The sequence below is a fragment of the Candidatus Avelusimicrobium luingense genome (genome assembly GCF_902757105.1).
Taxonomy (GTDB): domain Bacteria; phylum Elusimicrobiota; class Elusimicrobia; order Elusimicrobiales; family Elusimicrobiaceae; genus Avelusimicrobium; species Avelusimicrobium luingense.
On sequence record NZ_CACVTK010000005.1, the window covers coordinates 63,874 to 81,043 of the forward strand.

Here is a 17,170-nt window from a genome sequence, read left to right on the forward strand (position 1 = left end):
AATAAGGCGGCGCGGTGCTAAATTTCATAAAATATAACTATGCAAGCCGTTACCCGAAAAGGCATGTGGCTCGTGGCTGTAGCCAACGGAATTTTATTATTTGGTTATGGGCTGTCCTTGCCGTTTTTTACTATCTATTTAATTAGCCAGCAGCACTTGCCGCCCGCTATGGCGGGGCTTATTGTGGCATTGGCCGGCTTATCCAGGTGTGTATCCAGTGCGATTTCCGGCGAACTGGCAGATGCGTTCGGGCGAAAAAACGTGATGATGTGGGGGTTGTTTTCCCAAATTATTGCGATGTTTTCGCTGGCGTTATGTATTGAACTCCACGCACAGGCCGGGTGGATGCTGACGTGTTATTTCTTTACTACTTTTTTAGGGGCGTTTTTCCGTCCGGCGGCTAATGCGTGGGTGACCGATCACACAACATTAAAAGAACGGGTGGAAGCCTTTGGCATGATTCGTATTGGGCTCAATATCGGGTGGGCACTCGGCCCGGCCGTGGGGGGCTTTTTAGTACGTTATTCGTACAGTATGGCTTTTTATTTTACGGCATTATTGTATGCTACCACTATCTTATATTTAGGCCGTCTGATTAAAGACCGTACCTCTAAACGGGCTACCCGTTCCCGGGCACGCAAACCGAGTTTTGCCACTATGCTGACGTCGCTAGCCGATACGCGCCTTGCCAAAATCTGTTTGTATGTCGTGATGATTACGGCGGTTAATTCGCAACTGGTCGTCGGGCTATCTATCCATTGTAAGCAGTATTTACAGATGCCGGAGTATTTTATCGGGTGGTTTTTTACGATTAACGGACTCGTGGTAATTTTCTTACAACAAGCCGCCTCTAAATGGATGGCAAAACATCGGCTTTCATCTGCTATGTTTTGGGGATGTATTTTATATGCGGTCGGGTTTGGCTCGGTAGGATTTTTCGGTTCATTTTGGCCGATTGCATTAGGCGTGTTTTTGGCGGGGGTAGGCGAATTGATTGTGGCCCCCGGCGAGCAGACAATGGTTTCTAACATCGCTTCGCGCGAAACCCGCGGACGGTATTTGGGGCTTTTAATGGTTTTTTATAATATGGGTTCCGCACTCGGATTTTTTACGGCGGGGTTGTTGGGTGATTATGTGGCACCGCATTTGCTCGCCGGGCCGTGGCTGATTATCGGTGCGGTAGCGGTGTTGGCGGGAGTGGGCTTTTGGCGGATGCGTTATTCGTTAACAGATAGCGAGGACGGCAAACAAACCGCCCCGGTTCCCATAAAAAAAGATACAATAACTTTAAGTTAATTTAAGGAGACACACAATGAGAGGAATTATTTTTACACTACTGACTTTAGTATTAGGCGGCGTATTAGGTATCGGGCTGGAAAAATTAGCCTCGTTTTTACCTTCCCAAATGGCCGGTGCGTTAACCCGCGTATATAGCGTAGGTATCCACCCGCTCGGTATTCACTTAACGGTGTGTGGTTTAGTGGGTTTAATTATCGGCTATTTGATTATTTGTAAATTTGTAAAGAAATAATATGTATATCGTCTTAGCGTCCAAATCGCCGCGGCGCATTGAATTGCTTAAAAAATTAGGTGTAAAGTTTGATGTTATTCCGTCCCAATGTGCGGAAAAAAGCACCAAAAAACGTCCCGCGGCGCGCGTAAAAGAATTAGCCGTACAAAAGGCCTTTGATGTAGCGCAAAAATATCCCGCGGCGGTTGTTATCGGAGCGGATACGCTTGTTTTTTGTAAAGGCGAGATTATCGGCAAACCGAAAGACAAGGCCGATGCCGTACGTATTTTACGTAAATTAAACGGGGCGTGGCAAAGTGTTTATACGGGTGTGTGCGTGATGTGCCTTAAAGAGCAGAAAATCGTATTTGGGCATGATGTGTCTAAATGCAAAGCCCGCAAACTTTCCGACGAAGAATTATTGCATTTGGCCGGAAAACACATGGATAAAGCCGGTGCTTATGCGGTACAAGACGAACAAGACCCGTTTATTGAAAAAATTGTAGGCAGTAAAACCAATGTGGTGGGATTTCCCGTAGAATTTTTTGAGAAATTATTTAAGGAGTTTTTGAAATGACAGAACAAACAGATTTACTTATTATCGGGGCGGGCCCGGCGGGGTGCAGTGCTGCTATTTATGCGGTGCGCGCCGGACTGAAAACCGTCATCGCGGGAGGGAGTGTACCCGGTGGGCAATTATTACAGACCAACGAAATTGAAAATTATGCGGGTTTTGTTAATCCCGTCGGCGGATTTGAAATCATGGATACCATGCATAAACAATGCAAACGGTTGGGGGTGGAATTTACGTTGGAAGAAGTCGCCAAAATTGAAGGCGAAAAAACTCCTTTTACCGTTACCTGCACCAGCGGAAAAGTTTATCAGACGGCCAGCATTGTTATTGCTACCGGCGCTAAGGCGCGCTGGCTTAACTTGCCGGAAGAAGAACATTTGCGCGGCAAAGGTGTGTCGGCTTGCGCAACGTGTGACGGATTCTTTATGCGCGGCAAAAATGTGTGCGTGGTGGGCGGGGGAAATACCGCCTTTGAAGATGCTCTTTTCCTGGCGCAATTTTGCCCTAAAGTCTATTTAGTGCACCGCCGCGAAGGGTTCCGCGCCGATCAAGTAACGGTGGAACAAGCACGCAATAACCCGAAAATTGAATTTGTATTAAACGTCGTGCCGGAGAAAATTTTGGGCGACGACATCGTAACGGGGTTGCGTGTCAAAAATGTGCAAACGGGCCAAACGAAAGATTTGGACGTTTCCGGTGTGTTTGTGGCCATCGGGGCCGTTCCGCAAACGGCGTTTCTGAAAGATTCTTTGGTGGCCCTTTCCGATAGCGGACTTGTGCTGGCTGACGAACGCACACATACGACCATAGAAGGCATTTTTGCCGCCGGAGATTGTGCCGATAAATACTACCGCCAAGCCATTATTGCGGCGGGAAGTGGCGCCAAAGCCGGTATTGAAGCTGCCGCCTTTGTTAATAAACATCGGTAAAACTTGTATTTCATATAGAAGAGCCGTCACGTATGTAGCGTGGCGGCTCTTTTATGTTATTTTATGCTATTTATCTAAAACAACAGGACTTTGAGTTCGTAGGCAATGGCCGAGATAAACGCCGCGGCCGGGATGGTAATAAACCACGCCCATACAATGCGTTTGGCTACGCCCCAGTGCACGCCCGATAAACGGCGCAAGGCACCGATACCGACGATAGAACCCGTAATGGTATGCGTCGTGCTGACCGGAATTCCCAAAAATGAAGCGAAGAAAATGGAAATACCTGCCGCCGATTCCGCGCAGAAACCGTCCACCGGGCGAAGGCGCGTAATCTTTTGACCCATCGTTTTTACAATACGCCACCCGCCGGAAAGTGTCCCCAGCGCAATTGCTCCCTGACAAATAATGACGACCGAGAGCGGCACCACAAATTCGCCCGCGCGTATGGCGGCTAACTCTTGGTGGGAATAGAAAAACTCTTGCAGTGGGGCCACTTCCGCTCCGGCGAGTCCGCCAACAAGTAACATGCTGATAATACCCATCGTTTTTTGCGCGTCATTACCGCCGTATCCCAACGAATAGGCCGCGGCGGAAAAAAGTTCTGCCCGGCGGAAGAATCCGTCCACTTTAGAGGGCTTAAAGTTATTGGCAATATTAAATACGATAATGCCGATAACCGTGCTGAGAATAAAACCCAATATCGGCGAAATGAAAATAAACGCTACCGTTTTCAAAATACCGCTGGCTACTAAGGCAGAAGGGCCACCTTTTAGAAAACCTGCCCCAATCAGCCCGCCGATAAGCGCGTGAGAAGAACTGGACGGCAACCCAAACCACCAAGTAATCAAATTCCACCCGCACGCCCCGATGAGCGCACCAAACACTAAATTGGAGTCAATAAATTGGGTGTAAATGATACCTGCTCCGATAGTTTTTGCTACCGCTGTTCCGAAAATCAAAAACGCTACGAAGTTGAAAAATGCCGCCCACCATACCGCCAAACGCGGAGAAAGTACCCGCGTGGAAATGACGGTGGAAACGGCATTAGCCGCATCGTGAAATCCGTTTAGATAATCAAAAAACAGCGCCAAAAGAATTAGAAAAATAATCCAAGCCATAGATCGTTGCCTTAATTATTTTTCACCAAAATAGATTCCACCAGATTGGCCACGTGTTCGCAGTAATCGGTGGTGCTTTCGGCAATTTCGTATAATTCTTTATGTTTGATGACCATGATGGGGTCTTTTTCGTGTTCAAATAAATACGAAATAGCCTCGTCGTGTAATACATCACTTTCGTTTTCCAAACGGTTGATTTCCACACATTGGCGCAAGGTTTCGGTCATGCTTTTTTTATGGCGCAACGTAGCCAGTGCTTTTTGCAACGCTTTGGTGGTTTGCTCTAACGTGGCGGCTAACTTTTTGCTATACTCCGTCGGTGTGGTGATTTTGTAAAGATGAAAGTGATTCGTCAGTAAATAGATGTTATCCATAATATCATCTAACCGGTTGGCCAATGCTAAAATATCTTCGCGGTCAAACGGGGTAATAAATGTTTCGTTCAATTTGTTAATGGTGGTATGTGTCAATTCATCGCCATAGTGTTCAAATTCGTGCATTTTACGCACATTTTCCGGCGTGAAACTACCTTCTTCAGCAATTTTGCGGTAAAATTCTGCCGCGCGGACGATGTTTTCCGCTTGCTTGTCAAACAAATCAAAGAACTTATCTTCTTTCGGTAAAAACATGGGGTTTTCTCCAATTTTATTTAGTCTGTAAAAACGCCCGCTTGCCAAAACGCAAACGGGCGCATCATTACTTTTTCAATTCGTTTTTCAACTGCTCGGGCAAGTTTATAGCCGCTTTTAATAATTCGGGATGTTTTTTAACATCTTCTATAAACGCTGCATCACGCAGTTTGTTGCGGTAATTTTTCTCTTGGAAAATATACCGGAATTTCGTATAGACATCGTATTTGCCTTCCAAAATAGCCACGATATCTTGTACGCCGACGATTTCCTCATCGGTGGGAATTACAAAAATCTTTACTTTTGAGTTAGGCGCGGAAATCAAGCACTCTGCTTTATTGGTGCTGGCAGCGCGGTTGCGTTCTTGATCTACGATAATACCAAAGTTTTCCAGTCCCGCCAGTGAACGCGCACGGACATCGGGGTCTCTCTCTCCGATACCGGCCGTAAAGACGATACAATCTAAACTGCCCAGTTCCGCCATATACGCACCGACGTATTTTTTAATACGGTGCGCTTGTACTTGCGCGGCCATTTCGCAAAGTTCGTCGCCTTGTTCAATACCTTTGCGTACATCGCGTTGGTCGGAAAAACGGTCGCCGGTTAAGGCATACATACCGCTTTTTTTATTCAAAATCGGATACATTTCTTCGGGCGACATGTTTAGTTTTTTCATCATGTAGAAACAAGCAGACGGATCAATGTCTCCGGAGCGGGAACCCATGACTAACCCTTCCAACGGGGTTAAGCCCATGCTCGTGTCAATACAACGGCCTTTTTGTACAGCCGTTAAACTGGCACCGGCGCCCAAATGGCAGACAATCGTATTAAGTTCTTCTACCGGGCGATCCATTAACACGGCCGCACGGCGAGAGGTGTATAGCACAGACGAACCGTGAAAACCATATTTGCGTACGGCATAATCGGTGTACCATTTACGCGGCAATGCATACATGTAGGCTTCGGGTTCCATCGTTTGGTGAAAAGCGGTATCCATCACGCACACGTGCGTAACGTTGGGAAGTAGTGCGCGTGCGGCTTCAATACCCATAATGTGCGCCGGATTGTGTAAGGGGGCTAAATCGGAAATGTTGCGAAGTTCGTCAATAACGCTTTGATCTACGACGACTGATTTGGCAAATTTTCCGCCATGTACGATGCGGTGACCCACGGCACTGATGACGTTAATATCTTCAATGACGCCGTGTTCTTTATCGGTCAAGGTGTTAATTACTAAATTGATGGCTTCTTTATGATCTTTGCAGTTTTGGTTAATTTCATATTCCGGGAAACCGGGGCGGTCTTGCGTAAGGCGGGTGCCGTCAATACCAATCCGTTCTACACCACCGGCGCATAAACTCTTTTTTTGCTCCCAATCATAGACGCTGTATTTTACAGAGGAACTACCACAATTCAAAAACAATATAATCATGCTTTACTCCCTAGGGAAAAATGAGAAAAAAACTTCTCTTTTATTATTGTACAAAAAAAGCCGCTATCTGTGTGTGAACGGATTATAAGAAATGACGTGATAATCTCTTTTTGTCGTACCTGTTTGTCGGCTTATTTCATGAGATTCTTAGAAGCAAAAAACACCCTCGCAATTGGCGGGGGTGTTTTGAATTTATTGAGCCCGATTAAAAAGATTCTTTTAATTTTTTCAATTCGGCATCGCGTTTATATAACCGGCTTAATTCATCTTCTAACATATCCGGCGGTACATTACCGATTTGGAATAATTTAGCATTGAAATCGGCTTCGTTAAATTTCTTGCCTTGTTTCTTTCTAAATTTTTCGTGTGCGGCATTAAACGCATTTAGCCCGATTTGATAACTAACGGCTTCACCGGGATGGGCGACGATATATTTTAATATGTTTTCCGCCTGTTTTTCTTGTAAGCCGTGGGTTTGGGTTAAAAAGTCCATTGCTTCGGTGTACGAGTATTGGCGCGTGTGCAAATTGGCATCTGCCCATGCGGCCAAGGAACGTAAATAATTGTTCCACGCTACAAACAGTAATTCTTCATCTAAACTTAAATAACCGTTGTCTTTAGCAATTTGCTGTGCATAAACTGACCAGCCGTTAGCCGTGCTTTCAGACGGGAATAAGCGGCGAATGGCGGAATTAGACAACGTGTTTTGCGCTTGCAAATAGCGGCCCGGAACAAGTTCTTTACTAATCATGAGTTTGCGTGTCGGCGCATTGAAATCTTGATTAAATTGTTCTTGTTGGGTGCGTTTGTTCCCCGTCGGTACACGGAGTAAAAATTCCGGTTTGGGATCTAATTGGTCTCCAAACGGCGGTTGGAACAAGTAGGCATAATCATAGGCATAGTATTGCGGCATTTTGTCTATGTTAAATAACATGGCTTTTTTGGGTAGAGCCCCTTGTTGTATTAAAAACGTTAATGCTTCTTGGACATCTTTGTCTAATGTTTGTAACGGGACTTCGTCTATCTCTGCCGTCATGAAAGGCGCGGAAGCCGCATAAAAATCTTGGGCATTACGCAGTTGAAAATCTTTGTTTTTTCTTTTTTTGGCCGGTTTTTCCGTCTTGGCTTCCAATCCGTCCACGACGGTGACTTCATCGCTTTCTTCTTCCTGTTGCAAGAACGTGTCTAATGCTTTGGTAAGGGCGGTTTGGGTTGAAACAATATCTTTATCCAGTTCGCGTAAGAATTTATTTTGTTTTTTGCCTATCCATTGATATTTATTTTTTAAGATGAAGAAATATGCGTCTTTCCCTAACCGGAAATCTTGGCCGGAGGTTTGTTGGGAAAGTTGTTTGAAGTGGTCAAACATAGTTTTGACCGCTTGTTTGGCATTATAAACTAACCGCTTGGCCTGATTGACGGAATCCGGATCGGTTACGTCAGGTTGTAAAGCGGTTTCCCATTCGTCGGCAGATAAATAAGCGTAATAGGCTTTTTCCATGGCTAATTGCGCTAAAAACGGAGCCGGGTTCGTCACATTGTTTTTTGCTTGTTCGGCTACTTGAGGAAGTTGGGTTAATCGGGCGGCCAAATCGGCACGTTGTTGTTTGGGGGACGTAATAGATTTGGTGATTAAATCATAAATAGCGTCTAACGATTGAGTGTAATATAAAGGATCATTATGAAAACGGCCTTGTTCTTCTTGCCAAATAGTCATATTGATACTATCCAACAAAAGTTGATAATCGGCCTGTTTGGCTTCGGAAAGTTGTTTGACATCAATGGCTTTTAAAGATTCTCGCACTGAGTACAATACCGTCAACATTTGAGTGGTTTGTTTTTGAGAACGGGTGTTTAATTTATTGTTAGCCGAACTGAAACCTAAACGTGTCGCTTGTTCCGGGTGAAAAGACAAAATAACCGATGAATAACGCTTGGCGGCTTCATCCAGCAGATTGTCGGTGAGCATTGTATCAATGTTCTCAAAATTAAAAGAGACTTGAGCGAAGGCATTGGATGCAAAGCATAGGCCAGCGCACAAGACTCCAATAGAAATAGATTTGCAATAAGTCATGTGTAATATCCTTTTAATAAAGTAATACAGCGCATTTTTATTGTAGCGTTTATCGGGGGGAATTGTCAACCGAAAATGTTTTTTGCCTCAGAAGTATAAAAATGATATACTTTTTTTGCTTCAAAGGTACCTAACCTGCAGTTGGAATGTAAAAGTTTTACCCGTTCCTTATTTTTTGCTATAATAAAGAAGTCAACTTTTAGGGCCATTAGCTCAGTTGGTAGAGCAGACGCCTCTTAAGCGTAAGGTCGTGAGTTCGAGCCTCACATGGCCCACTTTTTGAAGTTCTCATAAATTAAAAAACAATTCGGACGGATGGCGGAATTGGTAGACGCGTACGCCTTAGGAGCGTATGGAATAATCCGTGAGGGTTCGAGTCCCTCTCCGTCCATATTTTCCGGCCCGTCCGGTTAACAAGGAGTGTATTAAGATGTCCATTTTCAAAACCGCCCAAGCGGGAGAAGTCAAAACCAAGCAACTCAGTAAAGAAGGTTGCCGGGTAACGTTATCGGTAGAAGCCGGTGCCGAATTAGTAACCAAAAGTTTTCAAAATGCTGCCGTACAAGTACAATCCCGCGCTCAAATGCAAGGTTTCCGCGCCGGTAAAGTACCGCTTGATTTAGTGAAACAAAATTTTGCCGGACATATTAAAGAACGCGCATTAGATTTAACGGTTAAAGCCGCTATCAGTTCGGCTGTGACCGATGCTAAATTGGATGCGGTTGGCGTTCCTACCTTAACCAAAGCTGATTTTGCCAACTTCAAAGACAATACCGCATTTTCATTTGAAATGGCGGTAGATGTGGCGCCGGAATTTGAAGTAAAAGATTATAAAGGTATTGAAATTACCAAAAAATCCGATACTGCTACCGATAAAGACGTGGAAGAAAATCTAAACCGCGTTTTAGATGCTAATGCCCGGTTGGAAAGCGCCCAAGAAGGTGCTACCATTGACGATAAATGCTATGCGGTCATCCATTACAAAGGCCAACGCAACGGTCAAGACGATTATAAATTAAGTGCCGATAGCGAACTGGTGGATATGTCTGCTCCGCAAACCATGCCCGGTTTAGCAGAAGCGTTAATCGGCCTTAAGAAAGGCGATGAAAAAGACGTGCAAACCAAAGAAGGCAACGATACCATTTCTTACCATGTAACGGTGGACGATATTAAAAATAAAATCGTACCGAATTTGGATGATAGTTTCGCCAAAGATATGGGTTTTGAAACTTTAGACGAACTTAAAAAGAAAGTCAAAGAAAGTTTAGATGCCGAAGCCAAACAAAACTCCCAACGCGACGAAGTGGCCCAAATTGAAAACCACTTAGTTAAAATGAATAATTTTGCGTTGCCGCAAAGTTTGGTAGAAGAATATACGGAATCTTCGTTACACAATTTCGTGCACAATATGACGCAAATTAAACCGGAACAATTAACCGCTGAGCAACACAAAGCGTTTGAAGAACGCATCCGCCCGACGGTAGAAAAAGATTTGCGTATTGGATACATTGTTCACGCGATTGCTAAAAAAGAAAACTTGCAAGCCACCGAGGAAGATTGGAAAGCCGAATTAGATAAGAGCCTTTCGTCTTCCCAAAACAAATCGGACGAGAAGAAAATTAAAGCGTTTTTTGATGAACGCAAAGAACACATCTTGGCGACGCTTACCGAACGCAAAGTGTTTGACTTCTTGAAAGCGCAAGCGAGTTACAAATAATTTCTGCGCGTTGCAGGCGCGCGGAAAAAACCGTTTTGTAGTTGCTAACTAGATAAACGGTTTTAACCTCAACCCCCGGGCATTCTGCCCGGGGGTTATTTGTCGGGGTGGGAAAAACATAAACCCTACCGGTGTATTATGGTATAATTGCTATATGAGAAATTATATCGTTTTGGGACTTTCTTTTTTAGGTAGTATCGCTGCGTGGGCGCAAGTAACTCCTGACGTGGCACCGTCTGCACAAACGGGGGCAAAGCCGGCATTGGCCGCTACCCGGTTTGTAGGGAACTTAAATGAATCAGCGCTCTATAAGAGCGTGTTGGATTATTCTTTGCCTGACGAAATTAAAGCGGTTACCCAAAAATGTATTATTGATAGTGTAGAAGAATGTTTTATTACCTTAAAAGCCTATGAAAACGCCGAAGAAGTCCCTTTGGCAACCGCCGCAAATTTGGAACTGGCCGTCCTGTCCGTGCAACGTGGTCAAATTAAACAAGCCCAACGCTATATCGCAAAAGCGGTTTCGTTGCAACCGGAAGACCCGTTTATTCAATTAACGCATGGGTGGATTTTGCTTAGTGCGGGGAAATATAAAAAAGCCCGCAAAGCGTTTGAAGATTTACTCTATTTGACGGCTGATTTTGAATATGTTTCATCGGCTAAATTAGGCAATGCACTTGCTTTGTATTTTAGCGGTAAACGCGAAAAAGCCGCGTCTGAACTGCAATATCTTTATACTTCTAATCCTTATGTCATTTCGTTTGTATCGTATATGTTGGGGCGGATTGCTTCGGAAACTAAAAACGGTAAAAAATTAGCCCCGGTATTTTTACAGCAATCTTTGTCTCATGATGAAAAAAATTATGCGGCTGCCAAGTTGTTTGCCAAACTTTCCGAGAAGGAAAAAAACCATTTACACGCGTGGCAGTATTATGCAACATTATACAGTTTAGATACCCGTAATGAACAACTCGCTAAAAAAATAGCCCAATACGAACAAGAGTTTGGCGATAAAGGTATGGACTATTTATTTTATCTGCGTTTAGAACAACCGATTGTCCATGTAATGCCTTCTACCTCATCTACGTTAGTCCGCATGGGATTATATGCTAATAATGCACGTGAAGTACAAACCTTACAAGCGGTCTCGGTACTCGGGTCGGGTGCTATTAAAATTACCGATGATAAATTAGGCGAAGTATTGCATATCCCCGGCTATATTGAAAAAACCATTGTGTTTAACCCTGTAACGGGAGGCGTAGACGTAACCGATAACCGCGGGCATGTAGAGTTTTCCGCCAAACGTCCTTTTACATTTTCATTAGTCAAAGACAAACACACGTTGCTCGTGCGTAACGTGCGTGCAAGCAGTATGTTTGCCGCTAATTTCAGTGATAAAGAATTGAAAGGTTCTCTAACGGTTGTACCTACTGCGGCCGGGTTTACGTTAATTAACAACGTCTATGCGGAAGATTTGATTCCCGCCTTGTTGGCTACCCAAGTCCAAGAAATTAAGCACAAAGAAGCATTAACGGCGCTGGCGGTAGTGTTTCGCTCGGCCTTATTGGCTACCGTAAAAGCCCGTTCTTCCGCTCCGTATCACATTACCGACAATGATGAAGAATTCCATTTTGAAGGTATCAATTTGATTTTCAAAGATTTATTAGACGCGTCTAAAACTTCCAGCCATGTTCAACTGACACAGGCTCCCGCCGGATATTATGCCGATTGCGGGGTGCTTGGGGCGGAAACAGTAAAAAACAGCGCGTCTGATCCGGGTTATGTTTTCTCACCCGCAAACGTCAGCAAATATGTTTTATCCAATCCGCCGGCGGACTTATATTCCCGCCCGCATGATCCTACCCAATGGGCCGGTATCAAGTGGATCTATTTGTATGACGCTCAAGACATTGAAAACCGTTTGGCCTACCAACAAAACATCGGCAAACTGCGTGCGATGACTCCGGTGCGTTTATCGCCTACCGGCCGCATTTTGTCTATGCGTTTTGAAGGAAGCAAAGGGACATACGAAACCCAAACTCCGCAAGAAACCGCTTTTGTGTTAAGTGCGGGGACTATGCGCTCCAACCTGTTTGATATCGTGCCATTATACAAAGGGAAAAATATCAAAAGCGTCTTGGTGCGCGGTTATGATACCGGGTTAGGAAACGGCCTTTGCTTACGCGGTGCAGACGGTTTAGCCAAACAAGGTGCGGACTTTATGGCCATTATTAAGTATTATTTCCCGCAGGCGCGCATCTTGAACACCCAAACAGGAGCGGTAAAGTAAATGGAAAAAACAAAAGTGTTGTACTTTATTACCCGCATGGATCAAGGCGGGGCACAAGCCAGTGTGCTGATGACGGTAAAAAACTTAAATAAGCAACAGTTTGAGCCTTTCTTAGCCACCGGCCCCGGCGGACGGTTAGACGGTAAAATTAAAGGAGATAAAGATCATGTCTTTTTTATCTCCGCTTTACGCCACGATACGCATATCAAATATTTCTTTCATGACTGTATTGCGTTGTTGCAAATGGGGCGTGTCTTACGCAAAGTAAAACCGGATATCGTCCATACCAATGCTCCTAAAGCGGGGGTATTAGGCCGTATCGCTGCACGTGTTTTTTGGCGCAAGGCCAAAGTAATTCACACTTTCCACGGGTTGGGATTTGCTAAAGAACAAGGTGAAAGACAATTTAAGTTTTTCGTAACGGTGGAAAAATTTTGTGCTAAATTAACAGATGTTTTGGTCTTTGTATCGCGCAAAAATGCCGACGAAGCCAAAGCATTAGGTATTGTTAAAAACGTACGTACGGAACTAATACGCGCCGGCATTAACTTTAACCCGATTTTGCCGCTTAAATTTGATCCGGTTGCCAAAAAGGCCTCTTTGAAAATTCCCGCTAATGCTAAAGTCGTGTTGGCGCTGGCCAATTTTAAGCCGCTTAAAAACCCGGTGCATTTTGTGTTGGCTGCCTATAAAGTGCTCAGCCAAATGAAGAATGTATATTTTATTTTCACCGGCGAAGGCCCTTTGAAAAAGACGGCTGAAAATTTGGCGCAAAATTTAAGTATTGAAAAGCAAGTTTTATTCCCCGGTTGGCGTAACGATCCGCTTGAACTTTTAGCCATCAGCGATGTGTTTGCCAGTGTTTCGTTGCGGGAAGGATTGCCGATGTCGCTCTTGGAAGCGATGGCTATGCGCGTGCCGGCCGTTTGCTATAACGTGGACGGTATCAGCGAAATTATTACGAATAATAAAACCGGTTTTCTGGTGCCGACAAATGATATCAATATGTTTGCCGAAAAACTTAAAGTACTCTTGCGGCACGGGGCTTTACGTTCCCGTTTTGAAAGCGCGATAGATCACCGTGATTTTTCCGAATTTTCCATTTCTACGATGGTGAAAAAACAGGAAAGATTATACCGCAGTTTAGTCCCGCCGACTAAAAAGAACGGTGGCAAACGCCGTTTCTTCCGCCGCAGAAAATCGTTTAGAAAGCCCGCGGAGAAAAAATAATGGACCACGCACTTAACGAATTAGAGCAAGAAGTATTAAACACCAGCCGCGAGTTGGTGGAAAAGAAAATTAAACCCTTGCGTGCCGAAATGGACGAAAAGGAGCAGTTTTCGCGCGTGATGTTAGACGAATACCGTAAAGCGGGCATGTTCGGTTTGTGGCTGGCGCCGGAATATGGCGGCCGCGGCGGGGGAATTACGTGTTTAGCCATGTCGTTTGAAGAACTTTCGCGCGGTTGTGCGGGGCTTGCTTTAACGACGGGAACAAGCGCTCTGGGCGCAATCCCTATGTATTTAGCCGCCACCAAAGAACAGCGCGAACGGTGGTGCCCTGATTTAGCCAGCGGGAAAAAATTATGGGCTTTTGCCTTAACCGAAGCCGAAGCCGGCTCGGACGCTACCGCCTTAAAAACTACCGCTATCAAAGATGGCGATTATTATATTGTTAACGGTGCCAAACACTTTATTTCCGGCGGAAAAGAAGCCGATTTTTATACGGTAGCCGTCAACACCAATCCCAGCCGCGGTGCGCGTGGCATTTCGTTACTCGTAATTGAAAAAGGCACGCCGGGGTTTTCGTTCGGAAAAAAAGAAACGAAAATGGGTATCCGATCTAACCCGACGTATGAACTGATTTTTGATAACGTGCGTGTGCCGAAAGAAAATTTGCTCGGTAGTGAAGGCCGCGGGCTTCTTTATTTGCAAGAAACGCTTGATTATTCCCGTCCCGGCGTAGCCGCGCAAGCGGTGGGTATTGCGCAAGGGGCGCTTGATATTACGATTCCGTATTTGCGCACCCGTAAGCAATTCGGGCAGCCGCTTATTACTTTTCAGGCACTTGGTCACAAAGTAGCCGAATTGGCTGCCAAAACCGAAGCCGGACGTGCGTTTGTGTATAATTTAACGCATCGGATGGATAAAGAATTTTTGCCGGCAGTCAGAAACGCTATCGCCAACGGCACGTCTATCCACGATGAACTTAAAAAATTAAAAGTGGCGCGTTGGACGAAATACAGCGCCGAAGCCAAATTGTTTTGCTCTAACGTGGCTATGGAAGTGGCCGACGAGTGCGTTACCCTGTGCGGCGGAATTGCATATATGCGCGATTTTCCGCTTGAAAAATATATGCGGGATGCCAAAGTAACCCAAATCTACGAAGGTACCGTCCATATTCAAAAGAACGAAATTTTGACCGCGCTTATCAAAGAATATAGTGTCAATACGCCGTCGGCAGAGCCTTCGCCGGCCCGTCAAACGGGTACGCTTGATGACCTGTTACGTGATTATCACACCAAACAAGTGTCGTCAGTCGGCAAACAGGCCGGGGAAACGGATCTCTCGCAAGCCGAAGTAATCGTGGCGGGGGGACGCGGCGTCGGAAAGAAAGAAGGATTTAATTTACTGCAAAAATTGGCCGACGGTTTAGGCGGGGTAGTGGCATGCACACAACCGGTAGTAAATAATGGGTGGATAGATAATTCACGTCAAATCGGTGTTACCGGAAAAACTGTCAAGCCGAAGTTATATATCGCTTGTGGAATTTCGGGGCAAACACATCATACGGCGGGTATTAGCGGTTCGCCTGTTATCGTAGCTATTAACAAAGACCCTAATGCGCCGATTATGAAAATGGCCAATTACGCCGTGGTGGGGGATTTATACGAAATTATCCCCACGCTGCTTGAAAAGTTGAAATAATAGCCGTTCTTATATTCAAAAAAATCTTCGGTATGAAACCGGAGATTTTTTTTGGGATGCAAAATATTATTTGACATTTGTTTTTTTTTTGTTAAATATATTTGTTCAACTAAAATCATACCAAGGAGTGTTGTTATGAAAATAGAGAGCCGTTTAAGTGGTTTTACGTTAATAGAATTATTAGTGGTAGTTTTGATTATCGGCATTTTGGCAAGTGTGGCCTTGCCGCAATATCGTATGGCGGTGGATAAAGCGCGGCTGATGAAATTGGTAGCCATGGTTAAAGGCGTGATGGAAGCCCAAGAAGCATATTATTTAGCCAATAATACCTATACTCAAGATTGGGATGTATTAGCCGTTACGTTACCGGGAACAGTTAACTCTAATGTAATTACTTCCCCCGACGGATGGACAATCGCTTTGCATAGAAATACTGGTGGCGGATCGGCCAACGGCCTTATAGCTGCTGATAATAAAATTGCCAATATACTACTCTATGCATTTTATACTAACGGTAATGAAAATTTTTCTCAATCTCCGGCGGGTGGGGGGATTTCCTGCTATGCAAAAAGTGGCGATACATATGCTAATAAATTATGCAAAAATGTAACTTACAAAACGACCCATAATTCCGGTTCGGGAACAGCGGAAAATTCTTACGCCGTCTATTATTTTAATTAAATTGTTCTAAAACAATTCCCCGAATTTAGACCAAAGCCCGTCGAGCAGTCCGGCGGGTTTTTCTTGGGTAATACCATGTTCTTGTTCTTCGCGGGCAAGTGCGTGGCTGATAAGCGAAATGGCACCGGAATAAACGGGTAAATCGGCCGGGCCGCAATCGGTCAGTAAATCATCAATGTGTGCCGGGCGAACTTTGCGCATTTCAAAAATTTGTTTACACATTTTAATCATATTTTTATCAATGGCTGTCCCGGTGAGTACAAGGGTGTTTGGGCGGTGTTTTACATATTCCGGCGATTGTAACAATTCTTTTTTTAGCGCGTGTAGTAAATTTAAATGGGCATCTTCCAACACTTCGTCCACCACTTCGTCCGTTCCTATTTCATAAGTTTTCAGAACGTCCTTGGCAGTTTCCAAATCGTTTTGCAGTAAATCGGCTACGGCTTGTGCTAAACGTTCCATGCCAAAGTCAATTTCGCGCGCGTCCATTAAAATACCTTGGTAATACAGTGCGGCAGAAGACGATTTTTGCCCGATATCCAGCAGTAACGCTCCCGCGGTTTTTTCACCGGCGGTTACTAATCGGTCTGCCTGCGCCACAATGGTCGGCCAGAGCTGAAAATCGGTGCAATCACAGGCACGAAACACATTAGAAAGGGTTTCTACATGCGACGAAAGGGCCATGGTTAAAAAGGTAATGGCCTCTAGGGTGAATCCGGTTATTCCTTTGGGGTTGATGATATTTTCGTTTCCGTCAATAATATATGATTGGGCAAATACATCCACTACATCGATTTGATTGTTTAAAGTCGTAGGAATGGAAGCGCGCAAGGCCGCTTCAATTTCGTGGGTGCCTATACGGTTGTGACGTGCACCGATAGATTCACAGCCGCTGGAGTGTTTGAATGACAAAAACGGCCCGCGAAGCCCTACCAGTACGGTTAGCGGATTGACAGTGTATTGGGCAATATCGTTAAATACGGCAGTTAATTCACGCTGGGCGCCATCCATATCGCGCACAAGGGCTCCGGCAAACGATTTGCACGATTTACGCAAAACGTGGCGCAACCGCAACGTGTCGGTTTCTTCATCTAAGGAAACAAGAGCGGCGATAATTTCGCCGCCGTAAAAATCAAGGGATAAAAACTCGCGAACCATACCGAAAACTCCGCCTTTATTTTATCAAATTTCGCCAAAAGTCAAATTTGTATTGTGCGCGCGTAAAACAAATAAAAACGGTTTTATGTATTTTACGTCGGAAAGGCACAGAGCCGTTTGTTCTTCGT

Annotated in this window: 14 protein-coding genes and 2 tRNA genes; 11 read left to right on the top strand and 5 right to left on the bottom strand. The window is 44.8% G+C overall.

The window, feature by feature from the left end; translation table 11 throughout:
- The first annotated feature begins 39 nt into the window (after window positions 1-39).
- From ACQY3H_RS05435 to trxB, 4 genes are read left to right on the top strand one after another with little or no spacing between them, the layout of a single operon-like run.
- Entirely contained in the window at window positions 40-1,296 is a 1,257-nt protein-coding gene (locus ACQY3H_RS05435) for an MDR family MFS transporter (RefSeq protein ID WP_428075562.1), read from the top strand.
- 16 nt (window positions 1,297-1,312) lie between these two features.
- Window positions 1,313-1,531 (top strand): hypothetical protein, encoded by a 219-nt coding sequence (locus ACQY3H_RS05440; RefSeq protein ID WP_428075563.1) that lies wholly within the window; start codon window positions 1,313-1,315, stop codon window positions 1,529-1,531.
- Window position 1,532: 1 nt separating this feature from the next.
- A complete protein-coding gene (locus ACQY3H_RS05445; RefSeq protein ID WP_428075564.1) occupies window positions 1,533-2,087 on the top strand; it encodes a Maf family protein in 555 nt (184 codons plus the stop codon).
- Complete coding sequence (trxB, locus tag ACQY3H_RS05450; protein ID WP_428075565.1) at window positions 2,084-3,013, top strand: thioredoxin-disulfide reductase; 930 nt, start codon at window positions 2,084-2,086, stop codon at window positions 3,011-3,013. Before ACQY3H_RS05445 ends, trxB begins: the two co-directional genes overlap by 4 nt.
- A 74-nt stretch (window positions 3,014-3,087) precedes the next feature.
- On the opposite strand, the gene ACQY3H_RS05455 is transcribed toward trxB, so the two are convergent.
- From ACQY3H_RS05455 to ACQY3H_RS05470, 4 genes are all read right to left on the bottom strand, one after another.
- Window positions 3,088-4,134 carry an anion permease gene (locus ACQY3H_RS05455; protein WP_428075566.1) on the bottom strand — a complete coding sequence of 349 codons (1,047 nt, stop codon included), beginning with the start codon at window positions 4,132-4,134 and terminating at the stop codon, window positions 3,088-3,090.
- Window positions 4,135-4,145: 11 nt separating this feature from the next.
- Window positions 4,146-4,763 carry a DUF47 domain-containing protein gene (locus tag ACQY3H_RS05460; RefSeq protein ID WP_428075567.1) on the bottom strand — a complete coding sequence of 206 codons (618 nt, stop codon included), beginning with the start codon at window positions 4,761-4,763 and terminating at the stop codon, window positions 4,146-4,148.
- 67 nt (window positions 4,764-4,830) lie between these two features.
- The gene (locus ACQY3H_RS05465) at window positions 4,831-6,195 is read right to left on the bottom strand and encodes an acetate kinase (protein ID WP_428075568.1); all 1,365 of its coding nucleotides are present in this window, start codon (window positions 6,193-6,195) and stop codon (window positions 4,831-4,833) included.
- Between the two features lie 205 nt (window positions 6,196-6,400).
- Window positions 6,401-8,269: a DUF885 family protein gene (locus tag ACQY3H_RS05470; RefSeq protein ID WP_428075569.1), complete on the bottom strand. Its 1,869-nt coding sequence runs from the start codon at window positions 8,267-8,269 to the stop codon at window positions 6,401-6,403.
- 202 nt (window positions 8,270-8,471) lie between these two features.
- Between ACQY3H_RS05470 and ACQY3H_RS05475 the strand changes: the two genes are divergently transcribed.
- The 7 genes from ACQY3H_RS05475 (at window position 8,472) to ACQY3H_RS05505 (ending at window position 15,884) form a co-directional block, all read left to right on the top strand.
- Window positions 8,472-8,544, top strand: a tRNA-Lys gene (locus tag ACQY3H_RS05475).
- A 34-nt stretch (window positions 8,545-8,578) separates the two neighbouring features.
- Window positions 8,579-8,660, top strand: a tRNA-Leu gene (locus tag ACQY3H_RS05480).
- Window positions 8,661-8,699: 39 nt separating this feature from the next.
- The gene (gene tig, locus ACQY3H_RS05485; RefSeq protein WP_428075570.1) at window positions 8,700-9,986 is read left to right on the top strand and encodes a trigger factor; all 1,287 of its coding nucleotides are present in this window, start codon (window positions 8,700-8,702) and stop codon (window positions 9,984-9,986) included.
- A 154-nt stretch (window positions 9,987-10,140) separates the two neighbouring features.
- Window positions 10,141-12,276, top strand: a complete 2,136-nt coding sequence (locus ACQY3H_RS05490; protein WP_428075571.1) for a SpoIID/LytB domain-containing protein — start codon at window positions 10,141-10,143, stop codon at window positions 12,274-12,276.
- Window positions 12,277-13,506 (top strand): glycosyltransferase family 4 protein, encoded by a 1,230-nt coding sequence (locus tag ACQY3H_RS05495; RefSeq protein ID WP_428075572.1) that lies wholly within the window; start codon window positions 12,277-12,279, stop codon window positions 13,504-13,506.
- A complete protein-coding gene (locus tag ACQY3H_RS05500; RefSeq protein ID WP_428075573.1) occupies window positions 13,506-15,203 on the top strand; it encodes an acyl-CoA dehydrogenase family protein in 1,698 nt (565 codons plus the stop codon). The genes ACQY3H_RS05495 and ACQY3H_RS05500 overlap by 1 nt, the downstream gene beginning before the upstream one ends.
- A gap of 135 nt (window positions 15,204-15,338) precedes the next feature.
- Window positions 15,339-15,884: a type IV pilin protein gene (locus tag ACQY3H_RS05505; protein ID WP_428075574.1), complete on the top strand. Its 546-nt coding sequence runs from the start codon at window positions 15,339-15,341 to the stop codon at window positions 15,882-15,884.
- A 6-nt stretch (window positions 15,885-15,890) separates the two neighbouring features.
- Here the strand turns inward: ACQY3H_RS05505 and ACQY3H_RS05510 are convergent, their stop codons facing one another.
- Window positions 15,891-17,042, bottom strand: a complete 1,152-nt coding sequence (locus ACQY3H_RS05510; protein WP_428075575.1) for a hypothetical protein — start codon at window positions 17,040-17,042, stop codon at window positions 15,891-15,893.
- Window positions 17,043-17,170: the final 128 nt, after the last annotated feature.